Source organism: Cupriavidus sp. 2TAF22, from assembly GCF_052115045.1.
Classification (GTDB): domain Bacteria; phylum Pseudomonadota; class Gammaproteobacteria; order Burkholderiales; family Burkholderiaceae; genus Cupriavidus.
Genome location: NZ_JBFRFX010000023.1, coordinates 108,306 through 124,731 on the forward strand (window position 1 = coordinate 108,306; position 16,426 = coordinate 124,731).

Consider the following 16,426-nt stretch of genomic DNA (forward strand, 5'->3'; position numbering starts at 1 on the left):
TCTTGTCTCCTGACCGGATGCTAGCTAGCATGGCGAAGTATTTCTAATTCTTAATTTTGAAAAAGCAATATCGGAAAAATCGATGCTACCCACATTGAAGCAACTGCAGCATTTCGTGGCCATGGCCGAGTCCGGGCAGGTGTCGCGTGCGGCACTTCGCTGCCATGTGTCGCAGTCGTCGATGACGTCGTCCCTGAAGAGCCTCGAGGAGGCACTGGGCGTCCAGTTGTTCACGCGGCATGCCAGCGGCGTGCGTCTCACCGAAGCCGGCACGCGTTTCCTCCGGCATGCGCAGCAGATCGGGGATGCCGTGCTGGATGCGGTGGAGGCCATCACCGTCGCGCCGGTGGAGATCACCGGAACGGTGCGCCTGGGGGTGACCGAGACCATCACGGCCTATGTGCTCCCGGGCCTGCTGCCGGCATTCGAGCGGAAATTCCCGAAGCTCCGGCTGTCGGTGCTGGAGCGGGAGCGGCACGACATCGAGCAGGGCATCCTGGACGGCGAGATCGATATCGCCCTGCTGCTGGTGTCGAACCTGCCCGGCCTGAATCATGTCACCTGCGAAACACTGCTGCGCTCCGCGCGGCAGCTGTGGGGCCATCCGGAGCATCCCCTGATGACGGCCGAGCGCATCGGGCTGGCCGACGTGGCGCGGCATGACTACATCCTGCTCGACATGGACGAGCACATTTCCACGGTGGGCAAGTACTGGGGCCAATACGGCCTGGCGCCCGATGTTCGCTACCAGAGTTGCTCGATCGAGGCGGTGCGCAGCCTGGTGGCGGCCGGGCGCGGCGTCGCCATCCTCTCCGACCTGGTCTACCGGCCATGGTCGCTGGAGGGCCAGCGCATCGTGCGGCGCGGCATCGCCGACAAGGTGCCGTCGATGGACGTTGGCCTGGCGTGGAGGCGCGAGCCCGCCACGCCGGGCAATGTCGTTGCGCTCGCGGACTTCCTGCGCGGCGCCCTGCGCGAAAAGGCCAGGTTCTAGGTCCGGCTGCGGCATTCGGCGCTAGCCGCCGGAATTCCCGCATGCCGTGGCGAAACGGCAATTGAGCCTATGCCGGCGGGCGCGGCGCCGCCTATCCTGTCTTGTGCCGGTGCACGGCGCCTTGAGCGATACGCGTGCACCCGGGCACACCCACGACAGGAGAACACGCATGGCTGGAACCACGGTGGCGGACATGATGGCGGACATCCTGACGGTGGCCGGCGTCGAGCGCATCTACGGCCTCGTCGGCGATTCGCTGAACGGCCTGACGGATTCCCTGCGGCGCAAGAAGACCATCGAGTGGCTACACGTGCGCCACGAGGAGGTGGCGGCCTTCGCGGCTGGCGCGGAGGCCCACCTGAGCGGCAAGCTGGCGGTATGCGCCGGCAGTTGCGGCCCCGGCAACCTGCACCTGATCAACGGCCTGTTCGACGCGCACCGCAGCCGGGTGCCGGTGCTGGCCATCGCCGCGCACATCCCCAGCTCGGAGATCGGCTCGGAGTATTTCCAGGAAACCCGCCCGCAGGAGCTGTTCCGCGGCTGCAGCCACTATTGCGAGATGGTCAGCAACCCGGAAGAACTGCCGCGCATCATGCAGTCCGCCATGCGCGCCGCGCTGGGCCAGCGCGGGGTGGCGGTGATCGTGGTGCCTGGCGATATCGCCCTGATGGAAGTGCAGGCACCGGCGCTGCTGGAACTGGCCCTGCCCGAAGCGCCCGCGGCGGTGCCGCCGGCCGAGGAACTGGCGGTGACGGCGCGCCTGCTCGATACCGCCAGCAGCGTCACCCTGCTGTGCGGGCGCGGCTGCGAAGGCGCGCACGCCGAAGTGGTGGCGCTGGCGCAGCGCCTGAACGCGCCCGTGGTGCACGCGCTCGGCGGCAAGGAATTCGTCGAGTACGAGAACCCGTTCGACGTCGGCATGACCGGCCTGATCGGCTTCTCCTCGGGCTACTACGCCATGCTCGAATGCGACACGCTGCTGATGCTGGGCACGGACTTCCCGTACCGGCAGTTCTACCCGACCAAGGCCACGATCATCCAGGTGGACATCCGCGCCGAGAACCTCGGCCGCCGCTGCCGGCTGGCGCACGGGGTGGTCGGCTCGGTGAAGGAGACCATCAAGGGTCTGCTGCCGCTGCTTGGGCAAAAGAGCGACCGCGCCCACCTGGACCGCGCGCTCGAGCATTACCGCAAGGCGCGCACCGCGCTGGACGACCTTGCCACCGGCGCGCCGGGCAGCGGGCTGGTGCACCCGCAGTACCTGGCTCGCTGCATCAGCGAAAACGCGGCGCCGGATGCGGTCTTCACCTTCGACGTGGGCACGCCCACGGTATGGGCCGCGCGCTATCTCGCCATGAACGGCCAGCGCCGCCTGATCGGCTCGCTCAACCACGGCTCGATGGCCAACGCCCTGCCGCAGGCCATCGGTGCGCAGGCGCTGTTCGCGCAGCGCCAGGTGGTGGCAATGTGCGGCGACGGCGGATTTTCCATGCTGCTGGGCGATCTGCTCACGCTGCGCCAGCACAACCTGCCGGTCAAGGTGGTGATCTTCAACAACGGCAACCTCGGCTTCGTCGCCATGGAGATGAAGGCGTCGGGTTTCCTCGACACCTATACCGACATGGTCGACACCGACTTCGCCGCGATCGCCACGGCGGCGGGCATCCCCGGCATCCGGGTGGAAGACCCCGGCCTGGTGGCGCCGGCGCTGCAGGAGGCATTCAGCCGCCCCGGCCCGGTGGTAGTGGACGTCAAGACCAACCGGCTCGAACTCGCCATGCCGCCCACCATCACCACCAAGGAGGCCAAGGGCTTCAGCCTCTACCTGCTGCGCGCGATCATCGACGGGCGCGGCGGCGAGATCGTCGACCTGGCGAAGTCCAACCTGTGGCGATAGGGCAGGCGGCAGGGCCACAGGGCGGCAGGGCTTCGCTGCAGGCCATCAGCCGATGCGCGCGCCGCTGGCCTTGACGATCGGGCGCCAGGACTGGTACTCGGCCACCACGAACTTGCCGAACGACTCCGGCGTGTACTGCATCGGCTCCGCGCCCTGCATCACGAACTTCTTGCGGATGTCGGGGCGTCAGCAGACTCAGCCCCGTCAGTCGTAGTCCAGCGCGTCTTCGAGCGGGACTTCACGCTGCGGCATGAGCCGGCGCGGCGGGTGCATTCCGGTGTACAACGGAATGCGCCCGCCTGCAAGCTGGCCGCCAGGGTGGCGCGCCGCGTGCGCCAGACCATGCACGGCAGCGCCACCGCGGCGCTAACTTGCGCTAGAGTGGGAACCTCGTACAGCTTGCGTTACACATGAGGATGTCCATGGAAGCCCAGCGCCTGCAGTTCCCCGGAAGTGACGGCCAGCAACTCGCCGCGCGGCTGGATTTACCGGCCGGCCCGGTCCGCGCCTTTGCCCTGTTCGCCCATTGCTTTACTTGCGGCAAGGACGTGCTCGCGGCCACGCGCATCGCACAGGCACTCACCGCCCACGGCATCGGCGTGCTGCGCTTCGATTTCACCGGTCTTGGCGGCAGCGGCGGCGATTTCGCCAATACCAATTTTTCCTCCAACGTGGCCGACCTGCTGGCGGCGGCCGACTACCTGCGCCAGCAGCACCGCGCGCCCGCGCTGCTGATCGGCCATAGCCTCGGCGGCGCGGCCGTGCTGGCCGCGGCGCAGGGCATACCGGAGGCCAAGGCGGTGGTGACCATCGCCGCGCCCAGCGATCCGGGGCATGTGGTGGGCCTGTTCGGCGAGCACGCCGCGCGCATCGAAGCCGACGGCGAAGCCGAAGTCCAGCTTGCCGGCCGGCCGTTCCGCATCAAGCGCCAGTTCATCGAGGATGTCGGCGAGCAGAAGCTGCTCGATAGCGTGGCCAGGCTGCGCCGCGCGCTGCTGGTCATGCACGCGCCGCAGGACGATACCGTGGGCATCGACAACGCCACGCAGATCTTCATTGCGGCCAAGCATCCCAAGAGCTTCGTCTCGCTGGACCGCGCCGACCACCTGCTCACGCGCAAGGAAGACGCGGTCTACGTGGCCAATACCATTGCCGCCTGGAGCCAGCGCTACCTGGGCAGCGAGACGCTCGACATGCCGCCCGCCGTGGCCGAGGAAGGGCTGGTGCGCGTGGAAGAGACTCACACCGGCAAGTACCAGCAGCGCATCGTCGCCGGCCCGCACCGCCTGCTTGCCGACGAGCCGGTCTCGTTCGGCGGCCTCAACGGCGGCCCCGCGCCTTACGACCTGCTCCTGGCCGGGCTGGGTGCGTGTACCTCCATGACGATGCGCATGTATGCCGAGCGCAAAGGCTGGCCGCTCGAGCATGTGGCGGTGTCGCTGCGCCACGAGAAGATCCACGCCGCCGACTGTGCGGACTGCGCCACCACCGAAGGCAAGATCGACTGGATCGAGCGCGAGATCACCATGCTGGGGCCGCTCGACGAGGCCCAGCGCGCCGCCCTGCTGGAGATTGCCGACAAGTGCCCGGTGCACCGCACCCTGCATTCGGAGGTGGTGATCCGCACGCACGCGGCGGAAGCCGTGCCCAAGTAGGCCGGCGCGGCGGACCCGGACGCACCCCTCTCCCGTGCGCGGGAGGGGGGTGCGCACCAGCGCTGCGCCCCGGCCTCCGGTTCGCGCTCAGACGAAAGTCGTCTCGATCCGCGAAGCCGCCTTCAGGAACAATGTCACCGGTGTGCGCTCGCAGATCTGCGCGAGCCGCTCGCGCTCGGCCTGGCCCAGTTCCGCGCCACTTACCCTGACCTCGCGCTGGATAAAGCGCGCCTCGTCCTTGCCCTGGAACACGGCCGTCACTTCCACATCGGCCACGGGCCATTGTTTGCGCTGCATATACATCTTCAGCGTGATCGCCGTGCACGAAACCAGGCCGGACAGCACGAAAGCGAACGGAGCCGGGCCCTGGTCCGTGCCGCCGAGGCTGGCGGATTCGTCGCCGCTCAGCGCATGGCTGCCGGCCTGCAGGTGCACGAGGTAATTGGCATCGGCCGGGCCGAGCCGGGCGGTGGCTTTGGAATTTGACATGGCTTGTGCGGAGTCGAAGTTGCAGGTGGGTAGCAGGGGCCTGGCCGGGTTTCTGGCTGGCGCAAGCATTTTCTCTTCCAAATCAAGGGCTTGAGCTCTTCAGTCAGCGGCCGGCCGGGAAAGCCGGAGACTGATTGTAACCATGCCGCCGCCGGGCCGCACAAGATATGGCGGAGCAGGGACATGCCCGGGCCGCGCCACGCTCCGGATCGATGCCGGGCTGATCCGTTCGTATCACCATAGTGGTGCAATTGAACCGTCTGTTTCCTTGTTGCGGTGAAAAACACGAGTGTTTCATGGTTATCCATGATGGAACAAATGTTGCTCAGTGACTAGCATCTGAAACGATGACGGATCCCGTATCCGCTAGACAAGGAGCGATCGATGAAAGCAGTGGAAGCGACGAAGGCGACGAAGGCGATGAGGCTGGCTGCGCTGGGCATGGCGATGGCGGCCGCCGCGCTCGGCGCGGGTGCGGCCCGGGCGGCGGACGCGGCGGCCGGCTCGACGCTGGGCAAGATCAAGGAGTCGGGGGCGATCGCGATCGGGCACCGTACCTCGTCGATCCCGTTCTCGTTCTATGACGGCAGCCAGAAGGTGGTCGGCTTCTCGCAGGACATCTGCGACAAGGTCATCGCCGAAGTCAGGAAGCAGACGGGCGTGGCAAACCTGCAGGTGCGCATGGTGCCGGTGACCTCGCAGAACCGCATCTCGCTGGTGCAGAACGGCACGGTGGACCTGGAGTGCGGCGTGACCACCAACCTGAAGGCACGGCAGCAGCAGGTGGCATTCTCGACCACCTTCTTCGTGGCGGGCACGCGCCTGCTGGTCAAGAAGGGCAGCCCGGTGCAGGACTTCGGCGACCTGTCCGGCAAGGCGGTGGTGACCAATGCCGGCACGACGTCCGAGCGCATCCTGCGCAAGCTCAATGACGAGAAGAAGGCCAACATCACCATCCAGAGCGCCAAGGACTATGGCGAGTCATTCCTGATCCTGCAATCGGGCCGGGTGGCTGCCTTCATGATGGACGACGTGCTGCTGTCCGGCGTCAAGACGCTGGCGCCGGCGCCGGCGGACTGGACCGTGGTGGGCACGCCGCAGTCGTTCGAGGCCTACGGCTTCATGATGCGCAAGGACGATCCGGAGTTCAAGAAGCTGGTCGACGGCGTGATCACCGGGCTGATGAAGAGCGGCGAGATCCGGTCGATGTACGACAAATGGTTCAACAAGCCGATCCCGCCGAAGAACGTCAGTTTCGAGTTCCCGATGAGCGCGGCTGTCAAGAAGGCCTACGAGCAACCCAGCGACGAGGCCTTCGAGTAAGGCCCGTTCGCGCGGGGGCGTCCATCGGGGCGTCCACCGGGGCCGTCCGTCACGGCCGCTTGGCGGGCACGTAGGCGCCGGTCTGGTGGAGCTGCCCCTCCGCCAGCTCGAGCGCCTTGATCGCGCCCTTGCCCTTCTTCGCCAGCAGTTGTTCCACGAGCGCCTCGGCCAGCGCCACGCCGGCGGCGATCGAGGGAAAGAACGAGGGACTGTCGAGCGAGAAGAGCAGGGTGCAGTCGGCCTGCAGGGCGATGGGGGCGACGGTGCTGTCGGTCAGGGCGATGACGCGGCAGCCGGCCTCGCGCGCCGCGCTGGCCACGCGGATGCTCTCCTGCGAATACGGCGCGAAGCTGGCGACCACCACCGCATCCTTCGGCGCCAGCGCGCGCAGTTCCATCTCCAGCGTGCCTGCATCGCCGCGGATCAGGTGCACCGGGGCGCGGAACAGCCGGTAGAGATAGTGAAACGTAAAGGCGATCGGATAGCAGGAGCGGAAACCGGCGACATGGACGGCGGGCGCGGCGCCGATCAGCTCGGTCGCGCGCGGCATCGCTTCGGCATTGCCGGCACCGGTGCGGTCCAGGTTGCGGTGCTGGGTCTCCAGCATCTCGGCCAGCATCCGTGTCGAGCCGCTTTCCCGTACCACCTTCCTGGCGCGCTTGGCGTAGGGCTGGGGACCGCCGCGCAGCGACTCCACGAAGAGCTCGCGCAGGCCCTGCCAGCCGTCGAAACCGAGGAACTGCGCCAGGCGCACCAGCGTGGCCGGCTGCACGCCGGCATCCGCGGCGATCTTGCGCATGGAGAGCATGGGCACTTCCTGCGGATGGTCCAGCAGGTAGCGCGCACCGCCCTGGAACTGCGTGCTGAGCGAGGCGAAGGTCTCGCGCAGGTGGGCCTGCAGGTCGTCCAGGCTTTGGGGCGGCAGGGGGCTTTCGGTCGGCATCGGCGTTCTGGAATGAGGAGATGCAACGATTGTTGCACAATCGGTGGCGACGTGCTTCCTGCTTCTGCTTGCGACGGTTCGCGGCGCATGGAATCGAATGAATCTTTCGTGTCGATACAAGAAACATATGTTGCATACGCGGCGACGTTTTCTTATACTTTCCCCAGCCGGCAACTCCGCCTGACTCCGTACCGCACATCATGACCAAAGTCTTCCACCGCAATCCGCGCCAGGCGCTTGCAGTCGCCGTAGCCGGCAAGGGCATCGAACTGACCGACAGCAACGGCAAGCGCTATCTCGACGCTTCCGGGGGCGCGGCGGTGTCTTGCCTGGGCCACGGCCATCCGCGCGTGATCGAGGCCATCAAGCAGCAGCTCGACACCATTGCCTACGCACATACGTCGTTCTTCACCACCGAAGTGTCCGAGGAACTGGCGGATACGCTGGCGCGCGCCGCGCCGGGCGACCTGGACCATGTGTACTTTGTCTCCGGTGGCTCCGAGGCGGTGGAGGCGGCGCTGAAGCTGGCCCGGCAGTATTTCGTGGAGATCGGGCAGCCTGCGCGCCGGCACTTCATTGCGCGCCGCCAGAGCTACCATGGCAATACGCTGGGCGCCCTGGCCATCGGCGGCAACGCATGGCGGCGCGAACCGTTCCTGCCGTTGCTGGTGCCGGCGCACCATGTCTCGCCGTGCTACGCCTACCGCGACCAGCACGCGGGCGAGACCGGCCAGCAATACGCGCAGCGCCTGGCCGATGAACTGGAGGCCAAGATCCTGGAACTGGGGCCGGACAGCGTGGCCGCCTTCGTGGCGGAAACGGTGGTGGGCGCCACCGCGGGCGCGGTGCCGCCCGTGGCCGACTACCTCAGGCGCATCCGCGGGGTGTGCGACAAGTACGGCGTGCTGCTGATCCTGGACGAGGTGATGGCGGGAATGGGCCGCACCGGCTACCTCTTCGCCTGCGAGGAGGACGGCGTGGTGCCCGATATCGTGACCATCGCCAAGGGCCTGGGCGCGGGTTACCAGCCGATCGGCGCGATGCTGTCGACCAGCCGTATCTATGACGCCATCGTCGGCGGCAGCGGCTTCTTCCAGCACGGCCATACCTATATCGGCCACGCCACGGCGTGCGCGGCGGCACTCGCGGTGCAGCGCACGATCGCCGGGGAGAACCTGCTCGACAACGTGCTGGCCCGCGGCGAGCAGTTGCGCGCCCGGCTGCGCGAAGCGCTGGGAGAGCACCCGCATGTGGGCGACATCCGCGGTCGCGGGCTGTTCGTCGGCGTCGAGTTCGTCGCCGACCGCGCCAGCAAGGCCACGCTGGATCCGGCCCTGAAGACGCACGCGCGGCTCAAGTCGGCCGCCATGCAGAACGGCCTGCTGGTGTACCCGATGGGCGGCACGGTGGACGGCGTACATGGCGACCACGTCCTGTTCGCGCCGCCGTTCATCTGCTCGGCGCAGGACATCGACAGCATCGTCGAGCGGTTCGCCGAATCGGTGGCGGCGGTCCTGCCGGGCTGAAGCAGGACGTCCGGCGCGGCCCCGCGCAGGCGCCTTGCCTGTGCGCGGGACGCCGCTTGCCGCCGCCTGCGCCTTGTCTGTCGGGCGCGAGGCACGTCCGAGGCACGTCCGGGGCACGTCCGGGGCACGTCCGGGGCACGTCCGGGGCAAGGGATGCGGCTACACTGGACACACACTTCGCCCGCCGGGAGCGGCCATGGACGCCACCCAGGTCTTGCCTTTGCTGCTGCACTTCGACCAGCATCTGGGCAGCGCCATCGCCGACTACGGCACGCTGGTCTACGGCATTCTCTTCGCCATCGTCTTCTGCGAGATCGGTCTGCTGCCGCTGTTCTTCCTGCCGGGCGATCCGCTGCTGTTCATCTGCGGCGCGTTCTGCGCTTCGGGCGCGCTGCAGTTGTGGGTATTGCTGCCGCTGCTGCTGGTTGCCGCGGCGGCGGGCAGCCTGCTGAACTACGCCATCGGCCGCGCCATCGGCACGCGCGTGCTGGCCGGCCACCATCGCTGGATCCACCGCGACGCGCTGCGCAGGACACATGATTTCTACCAGCGCCATGGCGGCCTGACCTTGCTGATGTCACCGTTCGTGGCCGTGGTGCGCACGTTCGCGCCCTTCGTGGCGGGCGTCTCCGCCATGCCGGCGGCGCGCTTCGCGCTCGCGGCAGGCACGGGCGCGGTCTTGTGGGGGGTCTCGCTGCTGGTGGGCGGCTACCTGTTCGGCAACGTGCCGCTGGTGCGCGATCATATGAGCGCGCTGGTGCTGCTTGGCCTCGCGCTCGGCCTCGGCTCGCTGGCGGTTGCCGGCCTCTGGCGCGCCGTGCGCGGGCGCCTGGGCGTGCGCGGCTGAGGCGTCCCGCAGCCTGGCGCTGAAGGCGGACGCTGTCCTGCATGGCCGGGCCCGCGCGGCGGTCCGGCCGGCGCGATGTCGGCCCGGAGGCCCCAGGACCCATCGATTTCCTGTCCGGTCTTCTTCCCGTCTTCTTTTGGTCTTCTTCCCGTCCACTTCGCCACCTTCATCGTTTTGTCATCAGCGCCACCCAGAATGCGCTCACTGTTTATGCAAGGAGAGTGGGATGACGCATGCAATCGAAGTGCGCGGCTTGTCCAAGGCGTTCCAGGCGGGACGCAAGGCGCTGGACAATGTCGGCCTTTCCGTCGCCCCGGGTGAAATGGTGGCGCTGCTGGGCGCCTCCGGCTCCGGCAAGTCCACGCTGCTGCGCCATGTGGCCGGTTTCGTGGCCGGCGATGCCGGCGCCGGCGAGGTGCTGGTCAACGGCCGCGTCATCCAGCGGGATGGCCGCCTGGCGCGCGACGTGCGCGGCGCGCGCGCCGAGATCGGCTTCGTGTTCCAGCAGTTCAACCTGGTGGGGCGCCTGCCGGTGATCACCAATGTGCTGACCGGCATGTTGCCGCGCATACCGCTGTGGCGCAGCCTGGTCCGGTATTTCAGGAACGAGGAAATCGACGCCGGCCTGGAAGCGCTTGCCCAGGTTGGTATAGACGACTATGCGTTTCGACGGGCGTCGACCCTGTCCGGCGGACAGCAGCAGCGCGCGGCGATTGCCCGCACGCTGGTGCAGAACGCGCGCGTGATCCTGGCCGACGAGCCCATCGCCTCGCTCGATCCCGAGTCGGCGCGCCGCGTGATGGAGTTGCTGGCCCAGATCAACCGCACGCGCAAGGTGGCCGTGGTGGTGTCGCTGCACCAGGTGGACGTGGCGATGCGCTACTGCACCCGCGTGGTGGCGCTGCGCCAGGGCAGGGTGGTCTACGACGGCCCTTCGGCGGCGCTGACCCCCGGCATGCTGCGCGACCTCTATGGCACCGAGGCGGCCGAGTTGCTGCCGCACGGCGCCGGGCTGGAAACCGAGGCTCCCGGCCTCGTTCCGGCCGGCCTCGCCATCGCCTGACATCGCGCGCTTCGGCATCGATTCCCGAGCTTTTCTCGTAGCGCTTTCGCAAGTCTCACCGCAAGCAACCCTAACCAAGCATCCCCCGGAGCTATTCATGCTGCGCAGAACCTTTGTTGCCCTGATCGTCACCGGCGCCGCCGGCGCCTTCGCGCTGCCCGCCCTCGCCCAGGAAGGCAAGACCATCAACATGGGCTTTATCTCGACCGAGACGTCGTCCAACCTGAAGTCGGCCTGGCAGCCCGTGATCGACGACCTCAGCAAGCAGCTGGGCGTGCAGGTCAAGCCCTTCTTCGCCTCCGACTACGCCGGCATCATCGAAGCCATGCGCTTCAACAAGGTGCAGGTTGCCTGGTTCGGCAACAAGTCGGCCATCGAGGCGGTGGACCGCGCCAACGGCGAAGTGTTCGCCTCGGTGATCGACAAGGACGGCAATCCGGGCTACTGGTCGCTGCTGATCGTCAACAAGGACAGCGACCTGAAGTCGGTCGAAGACGTGATCAAGAACGGCAAGTCGCTGAGCTACGGCGCCGGCGATCCGAACTCGACCTCCGGCACCGCCGTGCCCGGACACTACCTGTGGGGCGCGCGCAACCTCGAGCCGAAGACGCTGTTCAAGACGGTGCGCGTGAGCAACCACGAGACCAACCTGCTGTCGGTGATGAACAAGCAGGTCGACGTGGCGGTGAACAACACCGAGAACATGGAGCGCTATCGCATCAATACCGGCAAGAACGCCTATGACCAGGTGCGCGTGCTGTGGAAGTCGCCGCTGATCCCGGCCGATCCGCTGGTCTACCGCAAGGACCTGCCGGCCGACGTCAAGACCAGGATCAAGGCCTTCTTCGTCAACTACGGCAAGGGCGCCGACGCTGCCCGCGAGAAAGCCAACCTGGCGCCGCTGACCTACCAGGGCTTCCGTGCCTCCTCCGATGCCCAGCTGGTGCCGATCCGCCAGATCGAGCTGGCCAAGGAAAAGAGCAAGATCGAGTCCGACACCACGCTGGCTGGCGCCGACAAGGACAAGCGCCTTGCCGATGTCACCCGCAAGCTGGCCGAGCTGGACAAGCTCGCAGCCACCAGCGCCCAGTAAGCGCGCAAACGGCGGCGGTCCGCCGAGCTTCCGCGACTGGCGCATCTACCTCGACGAGATGGTGGTGACCGTACAGATCGCCATCTGGGGCACCTTCATGGCCGTGGTGGTGGCAGTGCCGCTGGGCCTGGCCTGCTCGGCCAATATCGTGCCGGGCTGGGTCTACCAGCCGATGCGCCGCGTGATGGACTCCTGCCGCGCCATCAATGAAATGGTGTTCGCCATGCTGTTCATCGTCGCGGTGGGGCTGGGCCCCTTCGCCGGCGTGCTGGCGCTGTGGGTGCACACCACCGGCGTGCTGGCCAAGCTGTTTTCCGAGGCGGTCGAAGCGATCGATCCGCGCCCGGTCGAAGGCGTGCGCGCCACCGGCGCCGGCGCGCTGGAAGAAATCGTCTACGGCGTGATCCCGCAGGTATTGCCCCTGTGGATCTCGTATGCGCTGTATCGTTTCGAATCCAATGTGCGCTCCGCTTCGGTGGTGGGCATCGTTGGCGCCGGCGGCATCGGCACGGTGCTGTGGGAAATCATCCGCAGCTTCCAGTACGCCGAGACGTGTGCCGTGATGATCATCATCGTTGCCTTCGTCACCGCCATCGACCTGCTGTCCGCCCAGATCCGCAAGGCGCTGGTCTGACTCCGGCATCACCGCGCGCGGCGCAGCAGGGCGCCGGCGCGGGCTTTTCCACACGACACCTCTGTTCATGACCATCCTCAGGCGCATCGAAATCCTCTTCTCCGGCCACGGCGCCAGCTTCTACGGCGGAGAGTCCATCACCCAGACCGAGCACGCGCTGCAGTGCGCGCACCTGGCCGAGCAGGCCGGCGATCCCGAGCCGCTGGTGGTCGCCAGCCTGCTGCACGATCTCGGCCACCTCGTGATGGCGGAGGACAGCACCACCGACATGCGCCACCAGGAAGTCGGCGCCGACCTGCTGGCGGTCGGCTTTGGCCCGGACGTGACCGAGCCGATCCGCCTGCACGTGGCCGCCAAGCGCTACCTGTGCGCCATCGAGCCCGCCTACCAGGCCGCATTGTCGCCGGCCTCGCAGCAAAGCCTTGCGCTGCAAGGTGGCCCCTTCGATGCGACCCAGGCCAACGCCTTCGCCGCGCATCCCCATGGCGCGGCGGCGGTGCGCCTGCGGCGCTACGACGATCTCGCCAAGGTGGTTGGCCTCGTCACGCCGCCGCTGGAGCACTATCTGCCCATGGTCGAGCGCTGCATCCGCCGGCCTGCCCAGGCTTGAAACACGCGAGGAAAAACCGGATATGGACAAGCCGGATATGGACAAGCGGGATACGGACAAGCCGGCCGGCCACCTGACGCTGCACGAGGTCAGCGGAACCGACGCCGAACTGGAACAGGTGGCCGCCTTGCTGTCGGAGATGGACGGCGAAGCACCGCTGCCCCTGGCGCGCATGCGCGCGCTGTTTGCGCGGCTGCGGACCATGCCGGATTACCGCTGCTATCTGATGCTCGGCGCCGGCGGCGTGCCGCTGGGTACCTTCTGCCTGCTGGTGTTTCCCGTGCTGGCGCACCAAGGGCGCAATGAAGCCATCGTCGAGAGCGTGGTGGTCACGCAGGCCGCGCGCGGCGGCGGAGTCGGGTCGGCGATGATGCACGCCGCGATGCGGCTGGCGCGCGAGGCGGGGGCGGACAAGCTGGCCTTGTCGTCGAATGCGCGGCGGCTGCAGGCGCACCAGTTCTATCGGCGGCTGGGGTTCCGGGAGCACGGGATCAGCTTCAGCATCGAGTTGGCGGGGGATTGAGGGGGGGCCAACCGCGGAAGTAACCTTGCCGCCATGCGGCAGATCATCCCGGATGCCCATCCTTGCGCTTGCGCTCAAGCTCTGGCGAAACCGGCCGCGCGGCAACAATGTGCCTTATGTCCCGGCGTGGCGCTTCGAGGGCGACATCGAAGACACGGCGGCACTGCGGGGCTGGCTGCTGGAACGCGCCGGCACCTTGCCGTAGCCTGGCGCGCGCGGCACGCCAGCGGCGGCCCGGCTCAGGAACGTCTGGCCGCGGCCAGTTCGTCTTCGGCGGCACCCGCATAACCGGCATCGCGCACGATCTCCGCCAGCACAGCCGCCGCCGCCTCCAGCGGCCCGCTATTGTCGAGCCCGGTAAAGCGGCATCCCGCCGGCACCGCGAACGGCTCGGCGGCGCGCGCCAGGCGCCGGGCGATATCGTCTTCGTCTTCGCGTCCGCGCTGGCGCAAACGCTGCGCCAGCACCTGCGGGCGCACGCTGACCTGCACCGCGTGCAGGGCGGGATAGCGTGCGCATGCATCGGGCAGGTATTCGCGCGAGCCGTTGACGACCACGCACATGCCTTGCGCGAGCCAGCTGTCGAGTTCGATGCCGATGCCGTAGCGCAGGCCGTGGCTGTCCCACTGCAGAGCGAAGCAGCCGAGCGCGGCACGGCGATCGAATTCGGCGGGCGTGATCGGCACGCTGGCTTCGTCTGCGTTGCTGGCGCGCGTGATGTAGCGATGTGCGATCAGGACGCGCTCGTCGGGCCGGAGCCGGTCGCGCAGGGCGCGCAGCAGCGAATCCTTGCCGCTGCCCGAAGGCCCCATCAGGTAGATCAGCTGCCGCCCGGCGCGGCAATCCGGTGGCGCGGCGGTCATGCCGCCTCCGGCCGCAGGGCGGCACCGGCGGCGTCGGTCGTGCTGCCGTCGAAGCCGTAGTGGCGCGCGGCCACGAAGGGCGCGTCCGGAGCCGGCTGGACGAACAGGCTGATGTCGCGCACCGGCATCGGAACGTCCAGCAGGTGGCTGGCGTGCGCTTGCAGCAGCGCGGCGGCGGCAGCCTGGTCCGGCTCGTCGAGCATGCCGCTCAGCGTGATATGGAAGATAAAGGTCTCGAAGGCATACGGGTAGCCCCAGGCGGCGAGCATGCGGCGTGCTTCGGGCCCCAGCGCCTCGGGCCTGCGGCGCGCGATTTCTTCGCCGCTGGGCGGGGCGCGGAACGCGTCGAACTCGCGCACGGCGGCATCGGCCAGCGCGTGCATGCGGGCGTTGGCGCCGGTGTCGTCGCCGAGGCACCAGGCCAGGAAGCCGCGCAGGTTGCGCAGCGCCAGCGGCACGGCGAACGGCTGACGTCCGGGCGCGAAAGCGCGCAGGGCGGCGTCCAGTCCGTCAGGGGTGCGGCCGGGCGCGAGCCGGAACGGGGCCTTGAGCGTGGCGTGCAGGCCGTATTGCGCGGGAGCGCGGGTCCATTGCACCAGGCGGGGATCGTCGCTGATGCGGGCCACCGGGGCGCAGGTCTCGGCGCTGCGGCCGAGCCAGCGGGCGCCGAAATCGCGCCACGGCGCGGCCGGGGTGAGGTAGATGGCGTAGCGGTACGCGTGCGGCAACTGGCTCGGCGTCATGGGCAAGGGCCTCAGGCGGCGCGCCGTTCGCCGCTGGCCTGGCGCAGCGGGAAGGCACGTGTGGCGTGATGCAGGATCCCGCCCACGATGGTGGCGCAGACCTGGGGCAGGGCAGGGTTGCTGTCGTCGACAAGGATGGCGTCGGCGCGCAGGCCCGGGCCCAGCGCGCCGCGGTCGCCCAGGCCGGCGGCGCGGGCCGGATTGCGCGAGACCAGGTCCCACGCGGCCGGCAGCGGCAGCACGCCGAGCTGCGCAATGCGGAAGGCGGCCTGCAGCGGCGCGGGGTAGTAGTAGTCGGAGGCAAGCACGTCGCACAGGCCGGCGGCGACCATCTCGGTGGCATCCGGCGCGCCGGTGTGGCTGCCGCCACGGATCACGTTGGGCGCGCCGAACACGGTATGGTTGCGCAGCGCGCGCGCGGCGCGCGCCACCTCCACGGTGAGCGGAAACTCGGCGACGGTGCAGCCTTGCTGGTGGAAGCCCTGGCGCGTGGCGGCGTCGCCGTCGTCATGGGATGCCACCTGCAGGCCGGCGGCGCGGGCGGCGGCGATCAGGCGGCCCACCGCCGCGGGTACCTCGTGGCCTTTTGCCCGGGCCTGCTCCAGGCGCTGGCCGAAAGTGGCCGGGTCGCACTCGGCGCGCTCGGCGTAGGCGGCGAGCTTGCGCGTGTCCTGCATGCGCCTGAGCATCTGCGGCAGGTGATCGTTGATGGCCAGGAAGCGCACCTTGCCGCTGGCGATCCACTCGAGCGCGATGTCGAGGCCGGCCAGGTGGTGCGCCTCGAAGCGCAGGTGCACGTGATGCTGGGCGCCCAGCGCGCCACGCATGCGTTCGAGTCCTTCGAACATGCGCTGCGCATAGGCCTCGCCGCGCAGCCCGCCTTCCCACGACAGCGTGACGCCGTGCAGTTCGGTGGTGATGCCGTGCGCCAGCAATTGCCGGTCCACGTCGAACAGGGCGCCGTCATAGGGGAAGCTGACCCCGGGGCGCGGCATCACCGCGCGCTCGAAGGCGTCGCCGTGGATGTCGACGATGCCGGGCAGCACCAGCAGGTCGCCAGCATCGAGCGAGGGGCCGGCGGCGCCGGGCATGCCGATGCAGCCGTCGCGGAACGCGAGGTCGGCCGGCGCGATGCCGTTGGGGGTGAGGACGCGCCGGCCGCTGAGGCCGGCGAGGGTGGGGTGCAGTGCGTGATTGGAGTTCATGCTGGCGACCTTAGCGCG

16 protein-coding genes and 1 pseudogene are annotated in these 16,426 nt (G+C 68.4%); 12 read left to right on the forward strand and 5 right to left on the reverse strand.

Annotated features, from left to right (window positions below; all coding sequences use genetic code 11):
- The first annotated feature begins 82 nt into the window (after positions 1-82).
- The 3 genes from AB4Z48_RS25540 to AB4Z48_RS25550 all read left to right on the forward strand — a co-directional run bounded on the left by AB4Z48_RS25540 (position 83) and on the right by AB4Z48_RS25550 (position 4,546).
- Entirely contained in the window at positions 83-994 is a 912-nt protein-coding gene (locus AB4Z48_RS25540; RefSeq protein ID WP_441619119.1) for a LysR family transcriptional regulator, read from the forward strand.
- 169 nt (positions 995-1,163) lie between these two features.
- The gene (gene poxB, locus AB4Z48_RS25545) at positions 1,164-2,891 is read left to right on the forward strand and encodes a ubiquinone-dependent pyruvate dehydrogenase (RefSeq protein ID WP_441619121.1); all 1,728 of its coding nucleotides are present in this window, start codon (positions 1,164-1,166) and stop codon (positions 2,889-2,891) included.
- 422 nt (positions 2,892-3,313) lie between these two features.
- A complete protein-coding gene (locus AB4Z48_RS25550) occupies positions 3,314-4,546 on the forward strand; it encodes a bifunctional alpha/beta hydrolase/OsmC family protein (RefSeq protein ID WP_441619123.1) in 1,233 nt (410 codons plus the stop codon).
- 87 nt (positions 4,547-4,633) lie between these two features.
- Here AB4Z48_RS25550 and AB4Z48_RS25555 read toward each other — a convergent pair whose 3' ends face one another.
- A complete protein-coding gene (locus tag AB4Z48_RS25555) occupies positions 4,634-5,035 on the reverse strand; it encodes an OsmC family protein (protein WP_441619125.1) in 402 nt (133 codons plus the stop codon).
- A 420-nt stretch (positions 5,036-5,455) separates the two neighbouring features.
- On the opposite strand from AB4Z48_RS25555, the gene AB4Z48_RS25560 reads away from it, so the two are divergent.
- Positions 5,456-6,358, forward strand: coding sequence for a glutamate/aspartate ABC transporter substrate-binding protein (locus tag AB4Z48_RS25560; RefSeq protein ID WP_441619276.1), 903 nt, complete (start codon positions 5,456-5,458; stop codon positions 6,356-6,358).
- A 49-nt stretch (positions 6,359-6,407) separates the two neighbouring features.
- Here AB4Z48_RS25560 and AB4Z48_RS25565 read toward each other — a convergent pair whose 3' ends face one another.
- On the reverse strand, positions 6,408-7,301 hold the full coding sequence (locus tag AB4Z48_RS25565) for a MurR/RpiR family transcriptional regulator (protein WP_441619127.1): 894 nt from the start codon (positions 7,299-7,301) through the stop codon (positions 6,408-6,410).
- Between the two features lie 200 nt (positions 7,302-7,501).
- Here AB4Z48_RS25565 and AB4Z48_RS25570 point away from each other — a divergent pair, with 200 nt between their 5' ends.
- The 8 genes and pseudogenes from AB4Z48_RS25570 to AB4Z48_RS25605 all read left to right on the forward strand — a co-directional run bounded on the left by AB4Z48_RS25570 (position 7,502) and on the right by AB4Z48_RS25605 (position 13,802).
- A complete protein-coding gene (locus tag AB4Z48_RS25570; RefSeq protein ID WP_441619128.1) occupies positions 7,502-8,827 on the forward strand; it encodes an aspartate aminotransferase family protein in 1,326 nt (441 codons plus the stop codon).
- 196 nt (positions 8,828-9,023) lie between these two features.
- Positions 9,024-9,674, forward strand: coding sequence for a VTT domain-containing protein (locus AB4Z48_RS25575; RefSeq protein WP_441619130.1), 651 nt, complete (start codon positions 9,024-9,026; stop codon positions 9,672-9,674).
- A gap of 226 nt (positions 9,675-9,900) precedes the next feature.
- Positions 9,901-10,737, forward strand: a complete 837-nt coding sequence (gene phnC / locus AB4Z48_RS25580) for a phosphonate ABC transporter ATP-binding protein (protein ID WP_441619132.1) — start codon at positions 9,901-9,903, stop codon at positions 10,735-10,737.
- A gap of 97 nt (positions 10,738-10,834) precedes the next feature.
- Positions 10,835-11,830 (forward strand): phosphonate ABC transporter substrate-binding protein, encoded by a 996-nt coding sequence (phnD, locus tag AB4Z48_RS25585; RefSeq protein WP_441619133.1) that lies wholly within the window; start codon positions 10,835-10,837, stop codon positions 11,828-11,830.
- A gap of 19 nt (positions 11,831-11,849) precedes the next feature.
- A pseudogene (phnE, locus tag AB4Z48_RS25590) lies at positions 11,850-12,464 on the forward strand (phosphonate ABC transporter, permease protein PhnE); the annotation flags it as partial.
- 67 nt (positions 12,465-12,531) lie between these two features.
- A complete protein-coding gene (locus AB4Z48_RS25595; protein ID WP_441619135.1) occupies positions 12,532-13,074 on the forward strand; it encodes a phosphonate degradation HD-domain oxygenase in 543 nt (180 codons plus the stop codon).
- Positions 13,075-13,096: 22 nt separating this feature from the next.
- Complete coding sequence (locus tag AB4Z48_RS25600) at positions 13,097-13,597, forward strand: GNAT family N-acetyltransferase (RefSeq protein WP_441619137.1); 501 nt, start codon at positions 13,097-13,099, stop codon at positions 13,595-13,597.
- A gap of 52 nt (positions 13,598-13,649) precedes the next feature.
- A complete protein-coding gene (locus AB4Z48_RS25605; protein WP_441619139.1) occupies positions 13,650-13,802 on the forward strand; it encodes a hypothetical protein in 153 nt (50 codons plus the stop codon).
- 34 nt (positions 13,803-13,836) lie between these two features.
- Here the strand turns inward: AB4Z48_RS25605 and phnN are convergent, their stop codons facing one another.
- The 3 genes from phnN to AB4Z48_RS25620 are packed head-to-tail and all read right to left on the reverse strand — an operon-like array spanning position 13,837 to position 16,408.
- A complete protein-coding gene (phnN, locus tag AB4Z48_RS25610) occupies positions 13,837-14,460 on the reverse strand; it encodes a phosphonate metabolism protein/1,5-bisphosphokinase (PRPP-forming) PhnN (RefSeq protein WP_441619141.1) in 624 nt (207 codons plus the stop codon).
- Positions 14,457-15,203: a DUF1045 domain-containing protein gene (locus AB4Z48_RS25615; protein WP_441619143.1), complete on the reverse strand. Its 747-nt coding sequence runs from the start codon at positions 15,201-15,203 to the stop codon at positions 14,457-14,459. The genes phnN and AB4Z48_RS25615 overlap by 4 nt, the downstream gene beginning before the upstream one ends.
- Positions 15,204-15,214: 11 nt before the next feature.
- Complete coding sequence (locus AB4Z48_RS25620) at positions 15,215-16,408, reverse strand: alpha-D-ribose 1-methylphosphonate 5-triphosphate diphosphatase (RefSeq protein WP_441619145.1); 1,194 nt, start codon at positions 16,406-16,408, stop codon at positions 15,215-15,217.
- Positions 16,409-16,426: the final 18 nt, after the last annotated feature.